14 protein-coding genes and 1 pseudogene are annotated in these 16,692 nt (G+C 74.8%); 9 read left to right on the top strand and 6 right to left on the bottom strand.

What is annotated here, in order from left to right; translation table 11 throughout:
* Positions 1 to 55 precede the first annotated feature (55 nt).
* Positions 56 to 1,516 (top strand): glycosyltransferase family 39 protein, encoded by a 1,461-nt coding sequence (locus tag ACWDX7_RS05925; RefSeq protein WP_451488277.1) that lies wholly within the window; start codon positions 56 to 58, stop codon positions 1,514 to 1,516.
* A gap of 216 nt (positions 1,517 to 1,732) precedes the next feature.
* Here the strand turns inward: ACWDX7_RS05925 and ACWDX7_RS05920 are convergent.
* From ACWDX7_RS05920 to ACWDX7_RS05910, 3 genes and pseudogenes are all read right to left on the bottom strand, one after another.
* A pseudogene (locus tag ACWDX7_RS05920) lies at positions 1,733 to 2,200 on the bottom strand (NUDIX hydrolase); the annotation flags it as partial.
* Positions 2,201 to 2,237: 37 nt separating this feature from the next.
* Complete coding sequence (gene lnt, locus ACWDX7_RS05915) at positions 2,238 to 3,872, bottom strand: apolipoprotein N-acyltransferase (protein WP_451488276.1); 1,635 nt, start codon at positions 3,870 to 3,872, stop codon at positions 2,238 to 2,240.
* Between the two features lie 218 nt (positions 3,873 to 4,090).
* On the bottom strand, positions 4,091 to 4,606 hold the full coding sequence (locus ACWDX7_RS05910) for a hypothetical protein (RefSeq protein WP_451488275.1): 516 nt from the start codon (positions 4,604 to 4,606) through the stop codon (positions 4,091 to 4,093).
* A 148-nt stretch (positions 4,607 to 4,754) separates the two neighbouring features.
* On the opposite strand from ACWDX7_RS05910, the gene ACWDX7_RS05905 reads away from it, so the two are divergent.
* Together ACWDX7_RS05905 and ACWDX7_RS05900 are read left to right on the top strand one after the other, a co-directional pair.
* Positions 4,755 to 4,940 (top strand): hypothetical protein, encoded by a 186-nt coding sequence (locus ACWDX7_RS05905; protein ID WP_451488274.1) that lies wholly within the window; start codon positions 4,755 to 4,757, stop codon positions 4,938 to 4,940.
* A 9-nt stretch (positions 4,941 to 4,949) separates the two neighbouring features.
* Positions 4,950 to 5,219 carry a VOC family protein gene (locus ACWDX7_RS05900; protein ID WP_451488273.1) on the top strand — a complete coding sequence of 90 codons (270 nt, stop codon included), beginning with the start codon at positions 4,950 to 4,952 and terminating at the stop codon, positions 5,217 to 5,219.
* Between the two features lie 41 nt (positions 5,220 to 5,260).
* On the opposite strand, the gene ACWDX7_RS05895 is transcribed toward ACWDX7_RS05900, so the two are convergent.
* Both ACWDX7_RS05895 and ACWDX7_RS05890 read right to left on the bottom strand, forming a co-directional pair.
* Positions 5,261 to 5,647 (bottom strand): cytidine deaminase family protein, encoded by a 387-nt coding sequence (locus ACWDX7_RS05895; RefSeq protein ID WP_451488272.1) that lies wholly within the window; start codon positions 5,645 to 5,647, stop codon positions 5,261 to 5,263.
* The gene (locus ACWDX7_RS05890) at positions 5,644 to 6,435 is read right to left on the bottom strand and encodes a glutamate racemase (protein WP_451488271.1); all 792 of its coding nucleotides are present in this window, start codon (positions 6,433 to 6,435) and stop codon (positions 5,644 to 5,646) included. The genes ACWDX7_RS05895 and ACWDX7_RS05890 overlap by 4 nt, the downstream gene beginning before the upstream one ends.
* Before the next feature lie 497 nt (positions 6,436 to 6,932).
* On the opposite strand from ACWDX7_RS05890, the gene ACWDX7_RS05885 reads away from it, so the two are divergent.
* The 5 genes from ACWDX7_RS05885 to ACWDX7_RS05865 all read left to right on the top strand — a co-directional run bounded on the left by ACWDX7_RS05885 (position 6,933) and on the right by ACWDX7_RS05865 (position 13,319).
* Entirely contained in the window at positions 6,933 to 8,123 is a 1,191-nt protein-coding gene (locus ACWDX7_RS05885; RefSeq protein ID WP_451488270.1) for a glycosyltransferase, read from the top strand.
* 246 nt (positions 8,124 to 8,369) lie between these two features.
* Positions 8,370 to 8,894, top strand: coding sequence for a DUF6643 family protein (locus ACWDX7_RS05880; RefSeq protein WP_451488269.1), 525 nt, complete (start codon positions 8,370 to 8,372; stop codon positions 8,892 to 8,894).
* Positions 8,895 to 8,949: 55 nt separating this feature from the next.
* Complete coding sequence (locus ACWDX7_RS05875) at positions 8,950 to 9,774, top strand: MOSC domain-containing protein (RefSeq protein ID WP_451488268.1); 825 nt, start codon at positions 8,950 to 8,952, stop codon at positions 9,772 to 9,774.
* 361 nt (positions 9,775 to 10,135) lie between these two features.
* Entirely contained in the window at positions 10,136 to 10,747 is a 612-nt protein-coding gene (locus ACWDX7_RS05870; RefSeq protein ID WP_451488267.1) for an Rv1733c family protein, read from the top strand.
* A gap of 100 nt (positions 10,748 to 10,847) precedes the next feature.
* Positions 10,848 to 13,319 carry a right-handed parallel beta-helix repeat-containing protein gene (locus tag ACWDX7_RS05865; RefSeq protein ID WP_451488266.1) on the top strand — a complete coding sequence of 824 codons (2,472 nt, stop codon included), beginning with the start codon at positions 10,848 to 10,850 and terminating at the stop codon, positions 13,317 to 13,319.
* Here the strand turns inward: ACWDX7_RS05865 and ACWDX7_RS05860 are convergent.
* Positions 13,234 to 15,741, bottom strand: a complete 2,508-nt coding sequence (locus ACWDX7_RS05860; RefSeq protein WP_451488265.1) for a hypothetical protein — start codon at positions 15,739 to 15,741, stop codon at positions 13,234 to 13,236. The two genes, ACWDX7_RS05865 and ACWDX7_RS05860, sit on opposite strands and share 86 nt — an antisense overlap.
* Positions 15,742 to 16,000: 259 nt before the next feature.
* Between ACWDX7_RS05860 and ACWDX7_RS05855 the strand changes: the two genes are divergently transcribed.
* Positions 16,001 to 16,474, top strand: a complete 474-nt coding sequence (locus ACWDX7_RS05855; protein ID WP_451488264.1) for an SRPBCC family protein — start codon at positions 16,001 to 16,003, stop codon at positions 16,472 to 16,474.
* Positions 16,475 to 16,692: the final 218 nt, after the last annotated feature.

The following is a 16,692-nucleotide window of genomic DNA, read 5'->3' as shown; positions in this document are numbered from 1 at the left end:
ACCGCGGCGCGTCGCATCGCACTGCCCGCATCGCACCGAGGACCCGCACATCTCCATGCCTTCCCACATATCCGCCGGCCGGCGCCGGCATCTCGTTTGGCTGGTTCCGGTCGTGTGGACGGTGTCGCTCGGTCTGTGGGGGCTGTCCCGCCAGGACAGCGTGTGGCGGGACGAGGCGGCCACCTGGCAGGTGGCCGGGCGGTCGGCGACCGAGATATGGGAGATGCTCGGCCACGTCGATGCCGTGCACGGGCTCTACTACCTGCTGATGCACGGCCTCTTCGAGGCCTTCGGGGCCGGTACGACCACCTTGCGGCTGCCGTCCGTGCTCGCGATGTCGGCCGCCGCTGCCTGTGTCGCCCTCGTCGGGCGGCGCCTCGCCGGCTTCTGGGCGGGGCTGGGCGGCGGGCTGGCGCTCGGGCTGCTGCCGGCCGTGCAGTTCTACCTCCAGGAGGGCCGCCCGTACGCACTCGTCGCCGCCGGGGCCGGACTGTCCACCCTGCTGCTGGTGACGCTCGCGGCGGACCGGCCCGGACGGCGCACGTGGCCGCGCTGGACGGCGTACGGGATCACCCTGCTGGTCTGCGCCCTGCTGAACTGGCTGTCTCTGCTGATCCTGCCCGCCCACGCGGCAACCCTGTGGTGGGCGCGGGCCGGGCGGGGGCTCTGGCTGCGCTGGACGGCCGGCGGCGCGGGCGCGGTGGCGGGAGCGCTGCCGCTGATCCTGTTCAGCCGCGGCCAGGCCGACCAGGTGTCCTGGATACCGCCGCTGACCTGGCACATGATGATCGGGCCCGGCATCCTGCTGGCGGTCGGCGGTCTCTGCGCCACGGCGGACCGGTGGAGGGGCCCGCGTGCCGGACGGCTGTCGGTGGCGGCGGTCGGACTGCCGTTGCTGGCGGTGCCGCAGCTCGGGCTGATCGGGCTGTCGCTGGTCCAGCCGCTGTTCCTGGACCGGTACGTGCTGTTCAGCATGCTGGGTCTGGCGCTGCTGATCGGCGTGGCCCTGGGCGCGGCGGTACGGGCCACCGCGCCCCGGTTCCCGGGCGCGGCGGCCCTGGTCGTGCCGGGCGTGGTCGGCGTCGCCGTGCTGGCGATGCTCCCGGTGGAGCTGGGCAAACGGGCTCCGGCGAGCCGGGTCGACGACGTCCTGGCGGTGGCCGGCGAGGTGGCGCGGCTGAAGCGGTCGGGGGACGCGGTGCTGTTCGTCCCGGCCGCCCGGCGGGACACCGCGCTGGTCTCCCCCGGCGCCTTCACCGGGCTGGTGGACATAGCGCTGGACCGCAGCCCGGTCGCCTCGGGGACCCTCAAGGGCGAGGAGGCGCAGCCGGCGCGGATCCGGGAGTCGTTGCTCGCTCAGCCGCGCGTGCTGCTGGTGACGGATGCGGCGAAGGTCGCCAGGGCGCCGTCGGCGGAGCGGGACCGGGTGAAGGCCGCGGTGCTGGCGGAGCGGTTCACGGTGGTGGAGGACCGGCAGGTCCGGGGCCGCCGGGTGACGGTGTACGAGCGTCGCTGAGCCCTGGGGTCACGGGGTTACGGGGTTACGGGGTTACGGGTTACGGGTTACGGGTTACGGGGCCACGGGATACGGGGCCACGGCCGGTGCCGCCGGGCCGACGCCGTCTGCCCGCCCGCCCTCAGCGCGGCCTTGGACGACGGGACCCCGCTGGTGCGCGCCCTCCGGCGCGATCTCGGGTGCTGTCCCGGTCGCGCCCTCCGGCTCGATCTCGGCCGCGGCCTCGAACCAGGTCGGCTCGTCCCGCAGGGCACGGTGCACACGGTCGAGCGCGAAACGCTCAAGCGGCGGCAGCGCGTCCACCGCGAACCAGGCCACTTCCAGGGACTCGTGGTCGTTGACCCGCGCCTCCCCGCCGGTCGCCCGGCAGCGGAAGGTGATGTCCTGGAACTGGCAGACGTCGCCGTTGGGGTAGGTGACCGGGCTGAGCATCTGAACGAGGACCACCCGCTCGGGTACGCAGCGCACCGCCGTCTCCTCGTACACCTCGCGTGCGGCGGTGTCCGCGGGCTGCTCCCCCGGCTCGGCGATGCCGCCGATCACCGACCACCGGCCGGTGTCGGAGCGCCGGCCGAGCAGGACCCGGCCCCGGTCGTCGAAGACGACGGCTGTGACGGCGGGCAGCAGGAGCAGCTGGCTCCCGGCGGTGGCACGGAGGGCGCGGATGAAGTCCGGTGTGGTCATCCCCCGACCTTACGAGGCGCGGGGAGCCGTACGGGCCTCAGGCCGTGCGGCGGGTGCGGACCCGGCGGGCCAGGATCCAGCCGAGCCCGCCCGCGGCGACCAGGAGCAGCGCGTACTCCGGCAGCGGCCCGACGAGGGTGGCGGGTGTGCGGGTGGAGCGCAGCGGGATCTCGGCCACCAGCGCGTCGGCGGTGAACATCTCGGTCCGGGCGGTGATCCTCCCGTCGGGGCGGATCACCGCGCTGACCCCGCTGGTGACGGGTACGAGGACGGTCCGGCTGTGCTCGACGGCGCGGACCCGGTCCATGGCCAGCTGCTGGTAGGTCATCTGGGTCCGGCCGAAAGTGGCGTTGTTGCTCGGTACGGCGATCACCTGGGCGCCGTCCTGGACGGTGGAGCGGACGGCGTCGTCGAAGGCGGCCTCGAAGCAGGTGACCATGCCGATCCCGCTGCCCGCCATGTCGAAGACGCCGGGGTCCTTGCCGGGGCCGAAGTCGCGGCGTACCCGGTCCACGTCGGAGCTGAAGAGCCGGACGAAGGAGCGCATCGGGATGCGCTCGCCGAAGGGCTGGATCTTGCGCTTGTCGTACGTCTCGGTGGGGCCCTTGACCGGATCCCACAGGATCACCGTGTTGCGCAGCGGCCCGCTGTCCGGGGCCAGTACGGCGCCGATCGCGACCGGCACGCCGATGGCCTTGACGGCCCCGTCGATGACCTCGTAGGCGTCGGACTGGGTGAACGGGTCGATGTCGGAGGAGTTCTCCGGCCAGACCACGAAGTCGGGCTTGGGGACCCGGCCGGCCTTGACGTCCTCGGCGAGCTGGACGGTGCGCCGCGCGTGGTTGTCGAGGACGGCGCGCCGCTGCGCGTTGAAGTCGAAGCCGGCGCGCGGCACGTTGCCCTGGATGACGGCGGCGACGGCCGTGCCGTCCTCGGCGCGGTCGGAGACCAGCGGTCGGGCGGCGAGGGCGGCGCCGATGGGCGCGGCCACGGCCAGGGCCGCCAGGGCCGCGGTGGCCCGCCGGGGGTGGTGGCGGGCCGCGCGCAGGGCTTCGTACAGCCCGAAACCGCACAGGGCGACGGCGAAGGAGAGCAGCGGGGTGCCGCCGAGCGCGGCGAGCGGCAGGAAGAGCCCGTCGGCCTGGCCGAAGGCGAGCTTGCCCCAGGGGAAGCCGCCGAAGGGCGCGCGGGCGCGCAGCGCCTCACCGGCGATCCAGACGGCGGCGGCCCACAGCGGCTGGCCGGGGAGCTTGCTGACGAGGGAGATACCGAGGGTGGTGAGGCCGATGAGGAGGGCCTCCAGCGTCACGAGGGCGAGCCAGGGGACCGGGCCGACCCCCTCGCTCGTCCAGACGAGGAGCGGCAGCAGGTAGCCGAGGCCGTGGAAGAAGCCGAGGGCGAAGCCGGCCCGGGCGCGGCGGCCGTGCAGGATGCCGGCGAGCAGGGCCAGGGCCAGCGGGGCGAGCCACCACAGGGGGCGGGGCGGGAAGCTGAGGTAGAGCAGCACGCCGGAGAGGGCTGCGAGTACGGCGCGGGCACAGAAGCCCTTCCGCGTGGCCCGGTCCGGCCCGTTCCCGGGGAGTGCGGCGGCCTTGGTTCCGGTGGCCTCTTCGGCCGGGCCGAGGGGCTGGGCGGGCTCGTTCCCGGCGGGGCGGATGACACTGCTGCTCATCTGGCGGAGTGTACGTCCCCGCAGGCCCGGCCCGGTAAGGGCCGCTGTCCAGGCCGCCGGGGCACGGGTCGGTGGGGCCGCTGTCCGGCCGCCGGGGCACGGGTCGGTGCGGGGCACGGACGGTGCGGGCACGGACGGTGGACAAGGTTCGGTGGGCACGGGTCAGTGGGGCTCGGTCGGTGGGCGAGGGTCGGTGGGCGAGGGTCAGTGGGCGAGGGTCAGTGGGCGAGGGCGCGCAGGTGGGTGCGGATGACCCGGACCGCGTTCTCGGCGTCGTCGACGGTGAGCGTGAACAGGTTGCCGTCGCGCAGCCGCAGTTCCAGGCCCTCGCCGCGGCGGACGACGATCGCGGTGCCCTTCTCGGGACGCCAGTGGTAACCCCAGCCGCCCCACTGCCGCGGGGTGACCCGGGGGACGAACTCGGCGGAGGTCACATCGGCGAGCCGGATCCTGCGGCGCGGCAGCCCCAGGTGGCCGCAGCGCACGTCGAGGGCTTCGGCGTCGACGGTGACGGCGACGCATACGAAGGCGAGAGTCCCGAAGAGGATGAGCAGGCCGGCGGCGACGCAGCCCACCACGGCCATGAGCAGCGGGGCGATGCCGGCGGTCCAGGCGCTGCCCACGGCGAGGTGGATGCCGAGCGCCATACAGGCCGCACCGGCCGCGGCGAGCAGCCACTGAGCGCGGTTGGAGGCCCGGCCGGTCCAGAGCGGGCCCGGAGGGTGAACCGTCATGTTCAGCAGCGTACTCACCTTCCCCGCGCACGCCACCGGCTCCTCGCCCACTCGGTGCAGCGGGCGGCCCGGCGGGCGCCGCGCGCAGGGGGGCGGGCGGCTTCCCACCCTTGACCTCGACCGAACTTGAGCTTCTACGGTCAGGCGCATGACCACACACGAGGCAGTCCAGATCATCCCGGCGCGCTACCGCACCGCGGTCGTGCCCCACATCCTGGTGGCCGACGGATCCGCCGCCCTCTCCTTCTACAAGGAGGCCTTCGGCGCGGTCGAGGACTTCCGCATCGACGCTCCGGAAGGCGGGGTGCTGCATGCGGAGATGCGGATCGGCTAGGCCGTCCTGATGCTCGGGGACACCTCGGAAGGCTCCTTCACCGCCCCCTCCGAGCTGGGCGGCACCTCGGTCGCGCTGCACGTCTTCGTACCCGACGTGGACGCGCTCGCCCGTACGGCCGTCGCGGCCGGCGCGGAGCTGGTGCGGGAGCCGGCGGACCAGTTCCACGGAGACCGGACCGCCATCCTGCGGGACCCCGACGGACACCTGTGGGTGTTCCTGACCCACCTGGAGGACGTCTCCGAGGAGGAGCTGACGCGGCGGCTCACGGCCACCTGACCCCGGGGGTCACGGGGTCACGGGGTCACGGGGAGGAGGGGTCACGGGGAGGAGGGTACGTACCGATCGGGCAGCAGATCAGCCACCGGTACGCCCCGCAGCCGCTCACCGGCGCCGAGGAGCACCCGGATCTCCGGGTGGAGATCGAGGAGCACCTGGCGGCAGCGGCCGCAGGGCGGGAGCACGCCGCGCTGCCGGTCACCGACGGCGACGATCGTGTCCAGTACGCGGATGCCCTGGGCGGCGGCCGCGCCGAGGACGACGAGTTCGGCGCACAGGCCCCCGGTGAAGTGGTACACGCTGACGCCGTGGACGGTCCGGCCGTCCTGGGCGCGCGCCACCGCCGCCACGCTGTGGTTCTCGCCGTAGCAGCGGGTACGGGCGAGTTCGGTGGCGGCCTCGACGAGTTCCAGGTCCTCGGGTGTCACCCGACGACCACGCCGTCACCGGCGAGCAGCCGCCCCTCGGCGTATCCGAGTGCGGCGGGGGGAAGGGCGCCGGGCCGCCCGCTGAGCAGCACGGTCATGCCGCCCGTCGGGGGCAGCGTGGGTTCGGGGCCGGCGCCGCAGCGGCGCAGCGCCTGAAGGGCCACGGGCTCGGCGGAACCGTGGAAGACGAGCCGGGCTCCCCCGGTCCGCGCGGCGAGGGCCGCCCGGATGCGTGCCTCGACCAGCTCGTAGTGCGTGCAGCCCAGCACCACGTCGGTCACGTCGGCGGGAGTCAGCGCGGCGGCCGCGGCGACGGTGGCCGCGACGGCCGCGTCGTCGGCGGCCTCCACGGCGTCGGCGAGTCCGGGGCAGGGCACCTCGGTGACCCGCACTCCGGCGGCGAAATCACGGATCAGGCCGCGCTGGTAGGGGCTGCCGGTGGTGGCGGGGGTCGCCCAGATGGCCACGCGGCCCCCGGCGGCCGCGGCGGGCTTGATCGCCGGTACGGTCCCGATCACCGGGATCGCGGGCTCCAGCGCGGCGCGCAGGCTGGGCAGGGCGTGCACGGAGGCGGTGTTGCAGGCCACGATCAGCGCGTCCGGCCGCTGCGTGGCGGCGGCCCGCGCCACGGCGAGCGCCCGCTCGGTGAGGTCGCCGGGGGTCCGCGGCCCCCAGGGCATGCCGTCGGGGTCCGAGGACAGGACCAGATCCGCGTCCGGCCGCAGCCGCCGTACTGCGGCGGCTGCCGCGAGGAGGCCGATTCCGGAGTCCATGAGCGCGATCTTCACCCGGCCACTTTAATGGACGCCCCACCGACCCGGCCCCCACCGCCGACGCTGTGACCGAAAGGCGTCCGGTCCGCTGGGGCCTCTCAGCCCCAAGGCGAGCAAACGGCACACTGCGCCCCGATGACCGACCAGCCCTCCCCGGTCACCACACCCACGGCGAACCCCGTAAGTCCCACCGGCCATGTGCCTTGCCGTTCCCAGCCCCCATCCCACGACTGCCCCCGTCAGTCCGCGCAACTGCACGGTCACGCCCACGGCCGCGCCAGAGCGGGCCCGGCAGTGGCCGTGCCAGGCCCCACTGACCGACAACGTCCCCCGGCCGCGCCCAGGGCGGACCCCGGCAGGCCCGGTCGGTGTTGGCCGATGAGCTGTCCGGGTCGCAGGACCTGCCCACCTGCCTGGGGGTAACGAACCGCGATGGGCCCCCGGTCCGGCGCGGCGCACCGCGGTGGGGCGAGGTCCCCGACGCGGCGCGCGCGGCCCGGCACACTGCCGGCATGGGCTCCCTCATCGCCGCCTGCGCGGCCTGCGCCTCCCTCGCCGCCTGGCTCTGGCTCAGCCTCGCCCACGGCATGTTCTGGCGCACCGACGTCCGCCTCCCCCCGCGCACCACCCCCGCCCGGTGGCCCTCCGTCGCCATCGTCGTCCCCGCCCGGGACGAGGCCGAGGTGCTCCCCCGCAGCCTGCCGTCCCTCATCGCCCAGGACTATCCCGGCGAGGCGGAGGTGATCCTGGTCGACGACGGCAGTACGGACGGCACCGGCGACCTCGCGCTCCGGCTCGCCGGCGCACACCCCGGCCTGCCCGTCACCGTCGTCTCCCCCGGTGAGCCCGCTCCCGGCTGGACCGGCAAGCTGTGGGCGCTTCGGCACGGCATCGCGCATGCCCGCGCCGCGCACGCCCGCGAGCCCGACTACCTCCTGCTCACCGACGCCGACATCGCGCACGAGCCCGGCAGCCTGCGCGAGCTGGTCGCCGCGGCGACCTCCGCCGACCTCGACCTCGTCTCCCAGATGGCCCGGCTACGCGTCGCCGGTCCTTGGGAACGTCTCCTCGTACCGGCCTTCGTCTACTTCTTCGCCCAGCTCTATCCCTTCCGCCGGATCAACCGCCCCACCGCCCGGACCGCCGCTGCCGCGGGAGGCTGCGTCCTGCTGCGCACCGAGACCGCCGTACGGGCGGGTGTCCCGGACCGCATCCGCCAGGCCGTCATCGACGACGTCTCGCTCGCCCGCGCCGTCCAGCGCTGCGGCGGGCGCATCTGGCTGGGACTGGCGGAGCGGGTGGACAGCGTGCGGCCGTACCCCGCCCTCGCGGACCTGTGGCGGATGGTCGCGCGCAGCGCGTACGCCCAACTGCGCCACCGGCCCCTCCTGCTGGCCGGAACGGTCGCCGCCCTCACGCTCGTCTACCTCGTACCGCCGGCGGCCCTCCTCGCGGGGCTCGTCGGCGGGCGCCCCGCCACCGCCTGGGCCGGCGGCCTGGCGTGGCTGCTGATGGCCGGCACCTACCTGCCCATGCTGCGCTACTACCGCCAGCCCGCCGTGCTCGCGCCGCTGCTTCCGTTCACGGCGCTGCTGTACCTGCTGATGACCGTCGACTCGGCCGTTCGGCACTACCGGGGCCGCGGCGCGGCCTGGAAGGGCCGCACCTATGCCCGCCCGCTCGACGCGTGCGAGGACGTTTGAAGGGGCGAACGCCCGCCTGAAGCAGCGTCATGCGAGGTCACCGACGTGTGACAGTGCGTCAGCGCCAAGTCGGTGCAACACACAACCGGTGAGTACGAGTAGGGCCAACCCGGGGCGGAAGCGGCGAATCGTGCACGTGAACGTGAAGTGAAAGCTGTGGCCCTGACCTGGGAATATGCAGGTCAGGGCGGTGTTGGTGACACCTCGCTATGGACCCCGTGAAGCCGTGGGCTTAACTTAGGTCCCATGACCTCCCCCCGCTCCACTTATGGCGGCGGTTACTACTCCGCGCCCTCCTTCACGGACACCCCCATCTACGACTCCCTCGTCGCTGAACGCGGTACTCCGCAGATCGCCCCGATCCGGGTCCCCGCCGCCTACGACACCCCGAGCGCCGGTTATTCGAGCGGTGGGTACCTGCCGGCTCTCGCCTCAGCCCTTCCCGCGCTGCCCGCGGCCGTGCCGCAGCAGCAGCACGCCCCGGCATACGGGTATCCGTACCAGCAGCAGGCCGCGCCGCAGCAGATGCCGATGCCGATGCCGCTCCAGCACGCGCCCGCGCCGTACATCCCGCAGCAGCAGCCCGCGGCCCGCGGGGGGTACGTACCGCAGCCCCAGCCGCAGCAGCCCCGTCCGGTCGCCGCGGGCCACGGGTACGAGGCCATGCGCCCGGCGGCGCCGCGCCCGATGCCCGTGCCGGCTCCCGCGCCGATGCAGGCCGCCTCGTACGAGGACCCGTACGGGCGCCAGTACCAGGGGCGTGGCTACTGACTGATCCACTGACGTTCGCTGGGGCCGCGGCGGGGACGGCTGGCAGTATGCCCCCATGTCGAACATGTACGTCCAGTCGCTTCACGTCCATCCCGTCAAGTCGCTAGCGGGAACCGCTCCCGACGCGATGGCCGTGGAGCCCTGGGGTCCGGCCGGGGACCGGCGCTGGGCCCTGGTCGACAGCGCCGGTGCGGTCATCACCCAGCGGCAGCAGCCGCGGCTCGCGCTGGCCGCGGCCCGTCCGTGGGGGGACGGCGGGGTCGTGGTGTCGGCGCCCGGCATGGCCGATCTGCGGGTGGAGGTGCCGGGGGCGGGTCCACTGGAGACGGTCCTGCTGTTCGGCAAGAAGGTCGAGACGGTGGCCGCGGCCTCCGCCGCGGCCGACTGGTTCGGCGCGTACCTGGGGTCGCCGGCGCGGCTGGTCCACCTGGACGATCCGGCCGTACGCCGGCCCGTGGATCCCGATTACGCGCTGCCCGGGGAGACGGTGAGCCTGGCCGACGGGTATCCGCTGCTGATGACCACCCTGGCCTCGCTGGACGTGCTCAACTCGCTGATCGCGCAGGGGGATCATCCGCAGGAGGGCCCGTTGCCGATGAACCGTTTCCGCCCCAATGTGGTGGTATCGGGCGCCGAGGCCTGGGCCGAGGACGGCTGGCGGCGCCTCGCGATCGGCGACGCCGTCTTCCGTGGGGCGCGGGAGTGCGGGAGGTGCATCGTCACCACCACCGACCAGAGCACGGCGGAGCGGGGCAAGGAGCCGCTGAAGACCCTTGCCCTGCACCGGAGGATCGGCAAGTCGCTGGCCTTCGGGCGGCAGTTGGTGCCGGTGCGGACGGGCACGGTCCGGGTCGGTGACGAGGTCCGCGTCCTGGAGTGAGCGCGGCGCGTCCGCGAGCCGGGGCGGGGGGCGGAGGTCCGGGGAGGCGGGGGTCGGGTCCGGCAGTCGCGGCGGAGGCGGGCGCGGTCGCCGGCCGGGCGGCACCGGGGCGACGCCGGCGTGGCGCCGGGGTGGCGTGGGGCCTGGCGGAATGACACCTTCGAGGGGCTCTCGGCTCCTTCTGGAACCAACCGGTGCGACCACGCCGTTGGAGCATTCGAGACGGGTGGGCATCCGCGAGGGAGCTGGTTGCGGATCGGGGGTGCGCGTCTCCCGCAGTCCCGGAATGCGCGTCTTCCGGTCATGCGGTGGCCTGGACGCGCAGGCAGGCGGAGCTGGCACAAGTTGGGGGAGCCTGACCGTGGGGACAGCAATGGGTGTCTGGCGTTGGCGGCGCAATCCGCTGTGCCGGCCGACCGATCTCTTCGAGGCGTGGGTCGCTTTCGCCGCGCTGGTGTGCGTTCTGGTGGTGGCCCCGGCCGTGGGCTGGCTGACGGGACTGCAGGTGGACGGCACGCTGCAGCGTGCCGCGCGGGAACAGCGGCAGGAGCGGTATCTCGTGCCGGCGGTGGTGGTCCGGTCGGCTCCCGAGGCGGCGGCCGGCGCGTCCGCGGATCCGGCGGCGCGTCAGCAGGCCCCGCGGCGTTCACGGATCGTGGCCTCGTGGACCGCGCCCGACGGAAGCAGCCACGAGGGCACGGTGCCGGCAGCAGAGGAACCGCCGCACCCGGGCGACCGGTTCCGGATATGGACCGACACGCAGGGCCGGGTGGTGGGACAACCGCTCGACCCGTCGGCAGCCGGCTTCCACGCCGCGATGGCGGGCCTGGCAGCCGCCGTCTGCGTGGCCGCGCTGGTGGAAACCGTCCGCCGCCTGGTCGTGCGTCGGCTCACGCACCGGCGGTACATACTGCTGGACCGAGCGTGGGCCGCGGCGGGGCCCGACTGGGGCCGGGCGGGCGCGGGTAGTTGAGCTGGCAGCTCACCGGCTCCGCGCGCGCTACGGTGGAGCGGCCATATCAGTCGCTTCGGTCTCATAGGCGCGAGTACGAGGGTGGGGGCACGACAGCACCATGGCTCAGGGCACGGTCCAGGTGACGCATGGCGGGGCTTCGCGGTGGAGGCGCCGCTCCGGGGACTATCCGACGCTCACCGCCGCACTGGCCGCGGCGGGTGACGGCGACGTGCTGTCCATCGCGCCCGGCACCTACCGCGAGAATCTGGTACTGCACCACGCCGTCACCCTGCGCGGGCCCGAAGGCACGCTGGGATCGGTACGCATCGCCCCGCTCGACGGGGTCGCGCTGACCGTGCGCGCCTCGGCCGTGGTCCAGGATCTGTACCTGGAGGGCCAGGACCGGACGGCGCCCGCGCTGCTGGTCGAGGACGGCGCCCCCGAGCTCACCGATCTGCGCGTGAGCACCCGCTCGGCGGCGGGCATCGAGGTACGCGGCGGGGCCCGGCCCCTGGTGCGGAGGTGCACGGTCGAGAATCCGACCGGCGTGGGCATCTCCGTACTGGACGGCGGCGGCGGGGTCTTCGAGGAGTGCGAGGTCGTGGCCGCCGGCCAGACCGGGATCTCGGTGCGCGGCGGCGGGCATCCGCGCCTGGAGCGCTGCCGGGTCCATCACTCCACCGGCGCGGGCATCGCGGTCACCGGCGAGGGTTCCGGCCTGGAGGCGCTGGGCTGCGAGGTGTACGAGATCAAAGGCTCCGGCGTCCAGGTCGCGGCGCGCGCCACGGCCCGGCTCACGGACTGCGCGGTGCACCGCACCTCGGGCGACGGGGTCACCCTCGACACGGACGCGGTGCTCACGCTGGCGGGCTGCGACATCCACGACATCCCGGAGAACGCGGTGGATCTGCGTTCCCGTTCCGTGCTCACGCTCAGCCGCACCACGGTGCGGCGGTTCGGCCGCAACGGCCTGTCCGTGTGGGACCCGGGCACCCGGGTCGTCGCCGAGTCCTGCGAGATCCACGACAGTACGGGCGACTATCCGGCGGTGTGGATCAGTGACGGGGCCACCGCCTCCCTGGATTCGTGCCGGGTGCACGACGTGCCGGACGCGTTGTTCGTGCTGGACCGCGGCTCGCGCGTCGACGTGGTCGACAGTGATCTGTCCCAAGTGCGCAACACCGCCGTCTCGGTGAGCGACGGGGCCACCGCGCAGCTCGACGACTGCCGGATCCGGGAGGCGGCGACGGGGGCCTGGTTCCGCGACCACGGCAGCGGCGGCACCTTCGCCAACTGCACCATCGACGCGGTGCAGACCGGGGTGATCGTCACCAAGGGCGCCGATCCGGTCCTGGAGCGGTGCACGGTCAGCTCCCCCGCCGAGGCCGGGTTCTACGTGTCGGCGGGCGGCCGGGGCACCTTCACGGCCTGCCGCGTGACGGGCAGTGCCGGTTTCGGTTTCCACGTCCTCGACGGCTGCCGCACTACGCTGACGCGCTGCCACACCGAGCGCTGTGCGCGCGGGGGTTACGAGTTCGCCGAGGACGGGCCGCTCGCGCAGGAGTGCACCGGCGACGAGTCCGGGCCTCGGTCCGCGGTCCAGGCCGCCGCGGGTGGCGGAGCGGCCACGGCGCGGGAGGGTGCCCGCAGGGGCGTCGCGCAGAGCCCCGTACCGCAGGCGGCGGAGATGCCCGCTCCGCGGCCCGCCGACCTGCCGGGTCCGCAGACGTCCCCGCGCGGCTCCGGCGAGGTGCTGGGGCAGCTCGACGCGCTGGTCGGCCTGGAGAGCGTCAAACGCGAGGTGCGCGCCCTGACCGACATGATCGAGGTGGGCCGGCGGCGGCAGCAGGCGGGCCTCAAGGCCGCCTCGGTCCGCCGGCATCTCGTCTTCACCGGCTCCCCCGGTACGGGAAAGACCACGGTCGCCCGGCTGTACGGGGAGATCCTCGCCTCCCTCGGGGTGCTGGAGCGCGGCCACCTGGTCGAGGTGTCCCGGGTGGACCTGGTCGGCGAGCACATCGGGTCCACCGCGATCCGTACGCAGGAGGCCTTCGACCGGGCGCGCGGCGGGGTGCTGTTCATCGACGAGGCGTACGCGCTGGCGCCCGAGGACTCGGGCCGTGACTTCGGGCGCGAGGCGATCGACACGCTGGTGAAGCTGATGGAGGACCACCGGGACGCGGTGGTGGTGATCGTCGCCGGGTACACGGCGGAGATGGACCGCTTCCTGACGGTCAATCCGGGGGTGGCGTCCCGGTTCTCGCGGACGATCACCTTCGGGGACTACGGGCCGCAGGAGTTGCTGCGGATCGTGGAGCAGCAGGCGGAGGAGCACGAGTACCGGCTGGGTGAGGGCACGGGTGAGGCGCTGCTGACGTACTTCACCGAGCTCCCCAAGGGTCCGGCCTTCGGCAACGGGCGTACGGCGCGCCAGACCTTCGAGTCGATGGTCGAACGGCACGCGGGGCGCGTCGCTCAGCTGGCGGAGCCCAGTACGGACGAGCTCACGCTCCTGTTCCCGGCGGATCTGCCGGCGCTGCCGGCCCTTTCCCCGGGTCGGGACCAGCACGCCCTGCCGGTTCCTCGCTGAACCGCTGCCCCGGCAACACCCCGGGGTCATCGGCCGCGGCCAGCCGGGCGAGCAGGGCGTCCCGTTCGGCGGCGAAGGCCGGATCCGCCTGGTAGTCGCAGTGGCCGAGGATCGGCGCGGGCAGCGGGTACTGGACGGTGCGCCCGTAGGCGAGCGGGTCGGCGAGCGGGCCGCGGTCCACGCCCTCCCCGGTGCCGGGCAGCACGGGGCCGCCGATGGGGTCGGTGGCCCGCCACAGGTTGCGCCAGCAGTCGAGGTCCCGGTGCAGCGCGGTGAGCGGGCCGGGGCCGAAGTAGGCGGGGAACCAGCGGCCGTAGAGGCGGCCGAGGGGGGAGCCGTAGGTGAGCAGGCCCACCCGGCGGCGGGCCGACGGCGGCAGCTGCCAGACGGCCGCCGCGGCGAGCACGCTGCCCTGGGAGTGGCCGGAGATCACCAGGCGGCCGCCGGTGCGGCCGGTCCAGGCGGTCATCCGCCAGGTGAGGTCGGGGACGGCCCGCTCGGCGTAGCAGGGCGGCGCGAAGGGGTGGGCGGCGCGCGGCCAGAAGGTGCCGACGTCCCACAGGATGCCGATGGTGCGGCGGGCCGCCGGATCCCGGTAGGCGCGGCGGCCCCAGGTGACGAAGAGGACGAAGCCGAACCCTATGAGCCAGGATCCGGCGTCCTGGGCGAGACGGGCGGCGCTCTCCAGCAGCGGCTGGGTCCCGCGGGCCGCCTCGGCCGGGACGCGTCCGGTGATCCAGGCTCCGGCGAGCGCGCCGGCGCCCAGCAGCAGGGTGATCCCGGATACGGCGGCCACGAACCACGGCGCGGAGTCGGTGAGGGCGGCGGCGGCCCGGGCGCCCGCGATCCGGCGGCTGCGGTCCTGGTCCGGGACCGCCCCCGGGTACTCGGCGGCCACGCCGGCGGCGAGCCGGCGGCGGGTACGGGCTCCGCGCACCGCGAACCAGGCGGCGAGCAGGGCCAGTACGAGGAGCAGCGGGGGCAGGACCGCGGCCTGCCACGACAGCAGCAGGGGCGGCCCGGGCAGCAGGGCCCCCGCCATCCCGGGCGTGGCGCCCCGGTCCAGCCAGTCCGCGAAGCGCTGGGCGACGCCGCCGGACATCACCCCGCCGAGCGCGCAGCCCAGCATGGCGATGGCCGGTCCGCCGAGGCCGTGCAGGGCGGCCGCCGGTTCCGGGGATCGGCGGGTGAGGTGGAGGGCGACGGCGGCCAGGGCGAGCACGCAGCAGCCCTGGCCCAGCATCAGCGCGCCGAAGGCGAAGTCCCCGGGGAGGCGCCCGGCGGAGGTCCAGCCGGGCCGCGACCACCCGGCATAGAGCAGGACGGCGCCGAGGAGCGCCAGGGCGGCCCGGGGCAACAGGGCGACGGCGGCCCGGTCGAGGTGGCGGTCGGCCCGGGTTTCGGTGCGGCCGCGCCGGCAGACCACCCAGACGGTGATGAGCGCCCCGGCGGCGAGCAGCGCCTCCAGCGTCCAGCCGATGGCTTCGAGCACGGGGGCGCCGGAGCCGCGGTCGTGGCGCGCGGCGGGCGCGGCCACGGCTGCGGCGACGGTCAGCAGCCCGGCGGCGGTGTGCGCGGCACGCAGCCGGGCCACGAGCCGGCGCCCGTACCAGAATCCGGGCCGGCCGAGCGCGGGCGCGGCGTCGGGAGCGGTGTCGGGGGCGAGCGGTGCGGCGGTGTGCGGCGCGGTGGCGGCGGTGTGCGGTTCGGCGGTTCCAACGGGCGGCGGCTGGGATTCGTAGGCGCTCCACGTGCGGCTGGACAGGAACCAGAGCAGCCCGGTGAGGGCGGCCGGAGCGGCTGCGCCGAGGGCGAGGCGGCGGCCGGGCTGAGCCCACCAGCCGCCTTCGCGCGCGAGGACGCCGAGCCACGCGCGCGAGCCGGTGCACGTCCCGGAGCCGGCGCACTGCCAGGCGAACAGGTCGAGGGCGACCTCGCAGGCGGCCGCGATCAGCAACACGGTGAGGCTGAGCGCGAGGATCCGTACGAGCACCCCGTACGCGCGCACCGCTCTCGGCGACCGGTCCGCGGCGGCTGCGGCGGGCCGGGCCCAATGGGCGAGGTTGACCACCATGAAGGGCAGGAGCAGCAGCCACAGGGCGCGGGTGCCGTTGCCGGAGGTGAGCCCCGACCAGCAGTAGGCCTCGGGCACGGGCCGGCCGGCATACCGCTCGGGGTGGTCTTCCGCGTCGGCGTCCTCCGCACGCCGGAAGACGGCCGCGGTGGAGTCCCCGGTGACGCGCACGGTGCGCGGGTCGCCCAGCAGCTCGCCGGGGCCTGCGCCGGCGACTCCGTGCACGAGGAGTTCGAGGGCGAGAGGCGGCGGGGGTGGTGGTGGAGTTGGGGTTGGGGTTGCAGTCGGGGTCGAGGGCCGGGTCGGGGATGGAGACGGGGAGGGCGGGGGTGTGGGGGTGTCCGGCACAGCGGCCTCCGCTCGCGGGGCGGGGTTCGGCGCGGCTGCGGCGTACCGCGCGGCGTGGCCCCTACCCAGGTGCTTCGCCGGAGAATCCGGCGCACGGCGGACATCTGACGGGGAGCCAGTTATGGTGTCGCGCACAGCGCACGCCGGGAGCGCGCCCTCTGGGGCCCGCGCCCCCGCCCGCACCGTCACCCCCACGGGGAATCGACCGCAGCCGTACAGCGGATCCGCAACCCGCCGTCCGCACGACAGGAGGCACTCCATGGCTCGCCGACTCCGCCCCGTGGGGCTGGATTTCATCGAGAGCGCACCCACGCGCCTGACCTTCGCCGCCGATGTCGCGGCGGCGCCCGATGCGGTGTACCGGGCGCTGGCCGAGGAGGTCGAGAGCTGGCCGCAGTGGTTCAAGGCGGTGACCCTGGCCCGGCCCACCCACGGCGGGGCGGGCCGCGAGATCCGGCTCCTGGGCGGCGTGCGCTTCCAGGAGACCATCATGGCGGCGACGGCGGAGCGGCGGTACGCGTACCGGGTGGACGAGACCAACGCCCCCGGGGTGCGCGCCCTGTTGGAGGACTGGCGTTTGACGCCGTCCGGCACGGGCACGCACATACGCTGGACCTTCGCGGCGGATGGGACGCCCGCCTTCCGGCTGGCCCTCCGGGCGGCCCGGCCCGCGCTGGGCCACTCCTTCCGGACGGCGGTCCGCAGACTGGACGCCCGACTAGGCCACGACTAGGCCCTGTCCGGGCGATCTCCGCGGGCCCGCGCTGCCTGGCACGGCGCCTCCCTGCGTTGTCGGAGCGCGCGAGTACGGCCCAGTACGAGCTGCGCCCCTGCGCCTTGCGATGCACCGCACCAGACAACGCGGCCTGATCCACGAAGACCCCCCGGACAGGACCTAACCGCCGGTCGCTCCGGCCGCCCCTAGCCAGCCTCCCCGCCGTTGCCCCCGGC

The organism is Streptomyces sp. NPDC003034, assembly GCF_053591375.1.
The sequence above is the reverse complement of the archived record's forward strand: the minus strand, read 5'-3'. Positions and strand labels throughout refer to the sequence as shown.

What these genes read in the sequence shown, in the direction of transcription:
- ACWDX7_RS05925 (WP_451488277.1), top strand. Translation starts at nt 56, where the DNA reads ATGCCTTCCCACATATCCGCCGGCCGGCGCCGGCATCTCGTTTGGCTG.
- lnt (WP_451488276.1), bottom strand. Translation starts at nt 3,872, where the DNA reads ATGAGCAGCAGTGTCATCCGCCCCGCCGGGAACGAGCCCGCCCAGCCC.
- ACWDX7_RS05910 (WP_451488275.1), bottom strand. Translation starts at nt 4,606, where the DNA reads ATGACGGTTCACCCTCCGGGCCCGCTCTGGACCGGCCGGGCCTCCAAC.
- ACWDX7_RS05905 (WP_451488274.1), top strand. Translation starts at nt 4,755, where the DNA reads ATGACCACACACGAGGCAGTCCAGATCATCCCGGCGCGCTACCGCACC.
- ACWDX7_RS05900 (WP_451488273.1), top strand. Translation starts at nt 4,950, where the DNA reads ATGCTCGGGGACACCTCGGAAGGCTCCTTCACCGCCCCCTCCGAGCTG.
- ACWDX7_RS05885 (WP_451488270.1), top strand. Translation starts at nt 6,933, where the DNA reads ATGGGCTCCCTCATCGCCGCCTGCGCGGCCTGCGCCTCCCTCGCCGCC.
- ACWDX7_RS05880 (WP_451488269.1), top strand. Translation starts at nt 8,370, where the DNA reads ATGACCTCCCCCCGCTCCACTTATGGCGGCGGTTACTACTCCGCGCCC.
- ACWDX7_RS05875 (WP_451488268.1), top strand. Translation starts at nt 8,950, where the DNA reads ATGTCGAACATGTACGTCCAGTCGCTTCACGTCCATCCCGTCAAGTCG.
- ACWDX7_RS05865 (WP_451488266.1), top strand. Translation starts at nt 10,848, where the DNA reads ATGGCTCAGGGCACGGTCCAGGTGACGCATGGCGGGGCTTCGCGGTGG.
- ACWDX7_RS05855 (WP_451488264.1), top strand. Translation starts at nt 16,001, where the DNA reads ATGGCTCGCCGACTCCGCCCCGTGGGGCTGGATTTCATCGAGAGCGCA.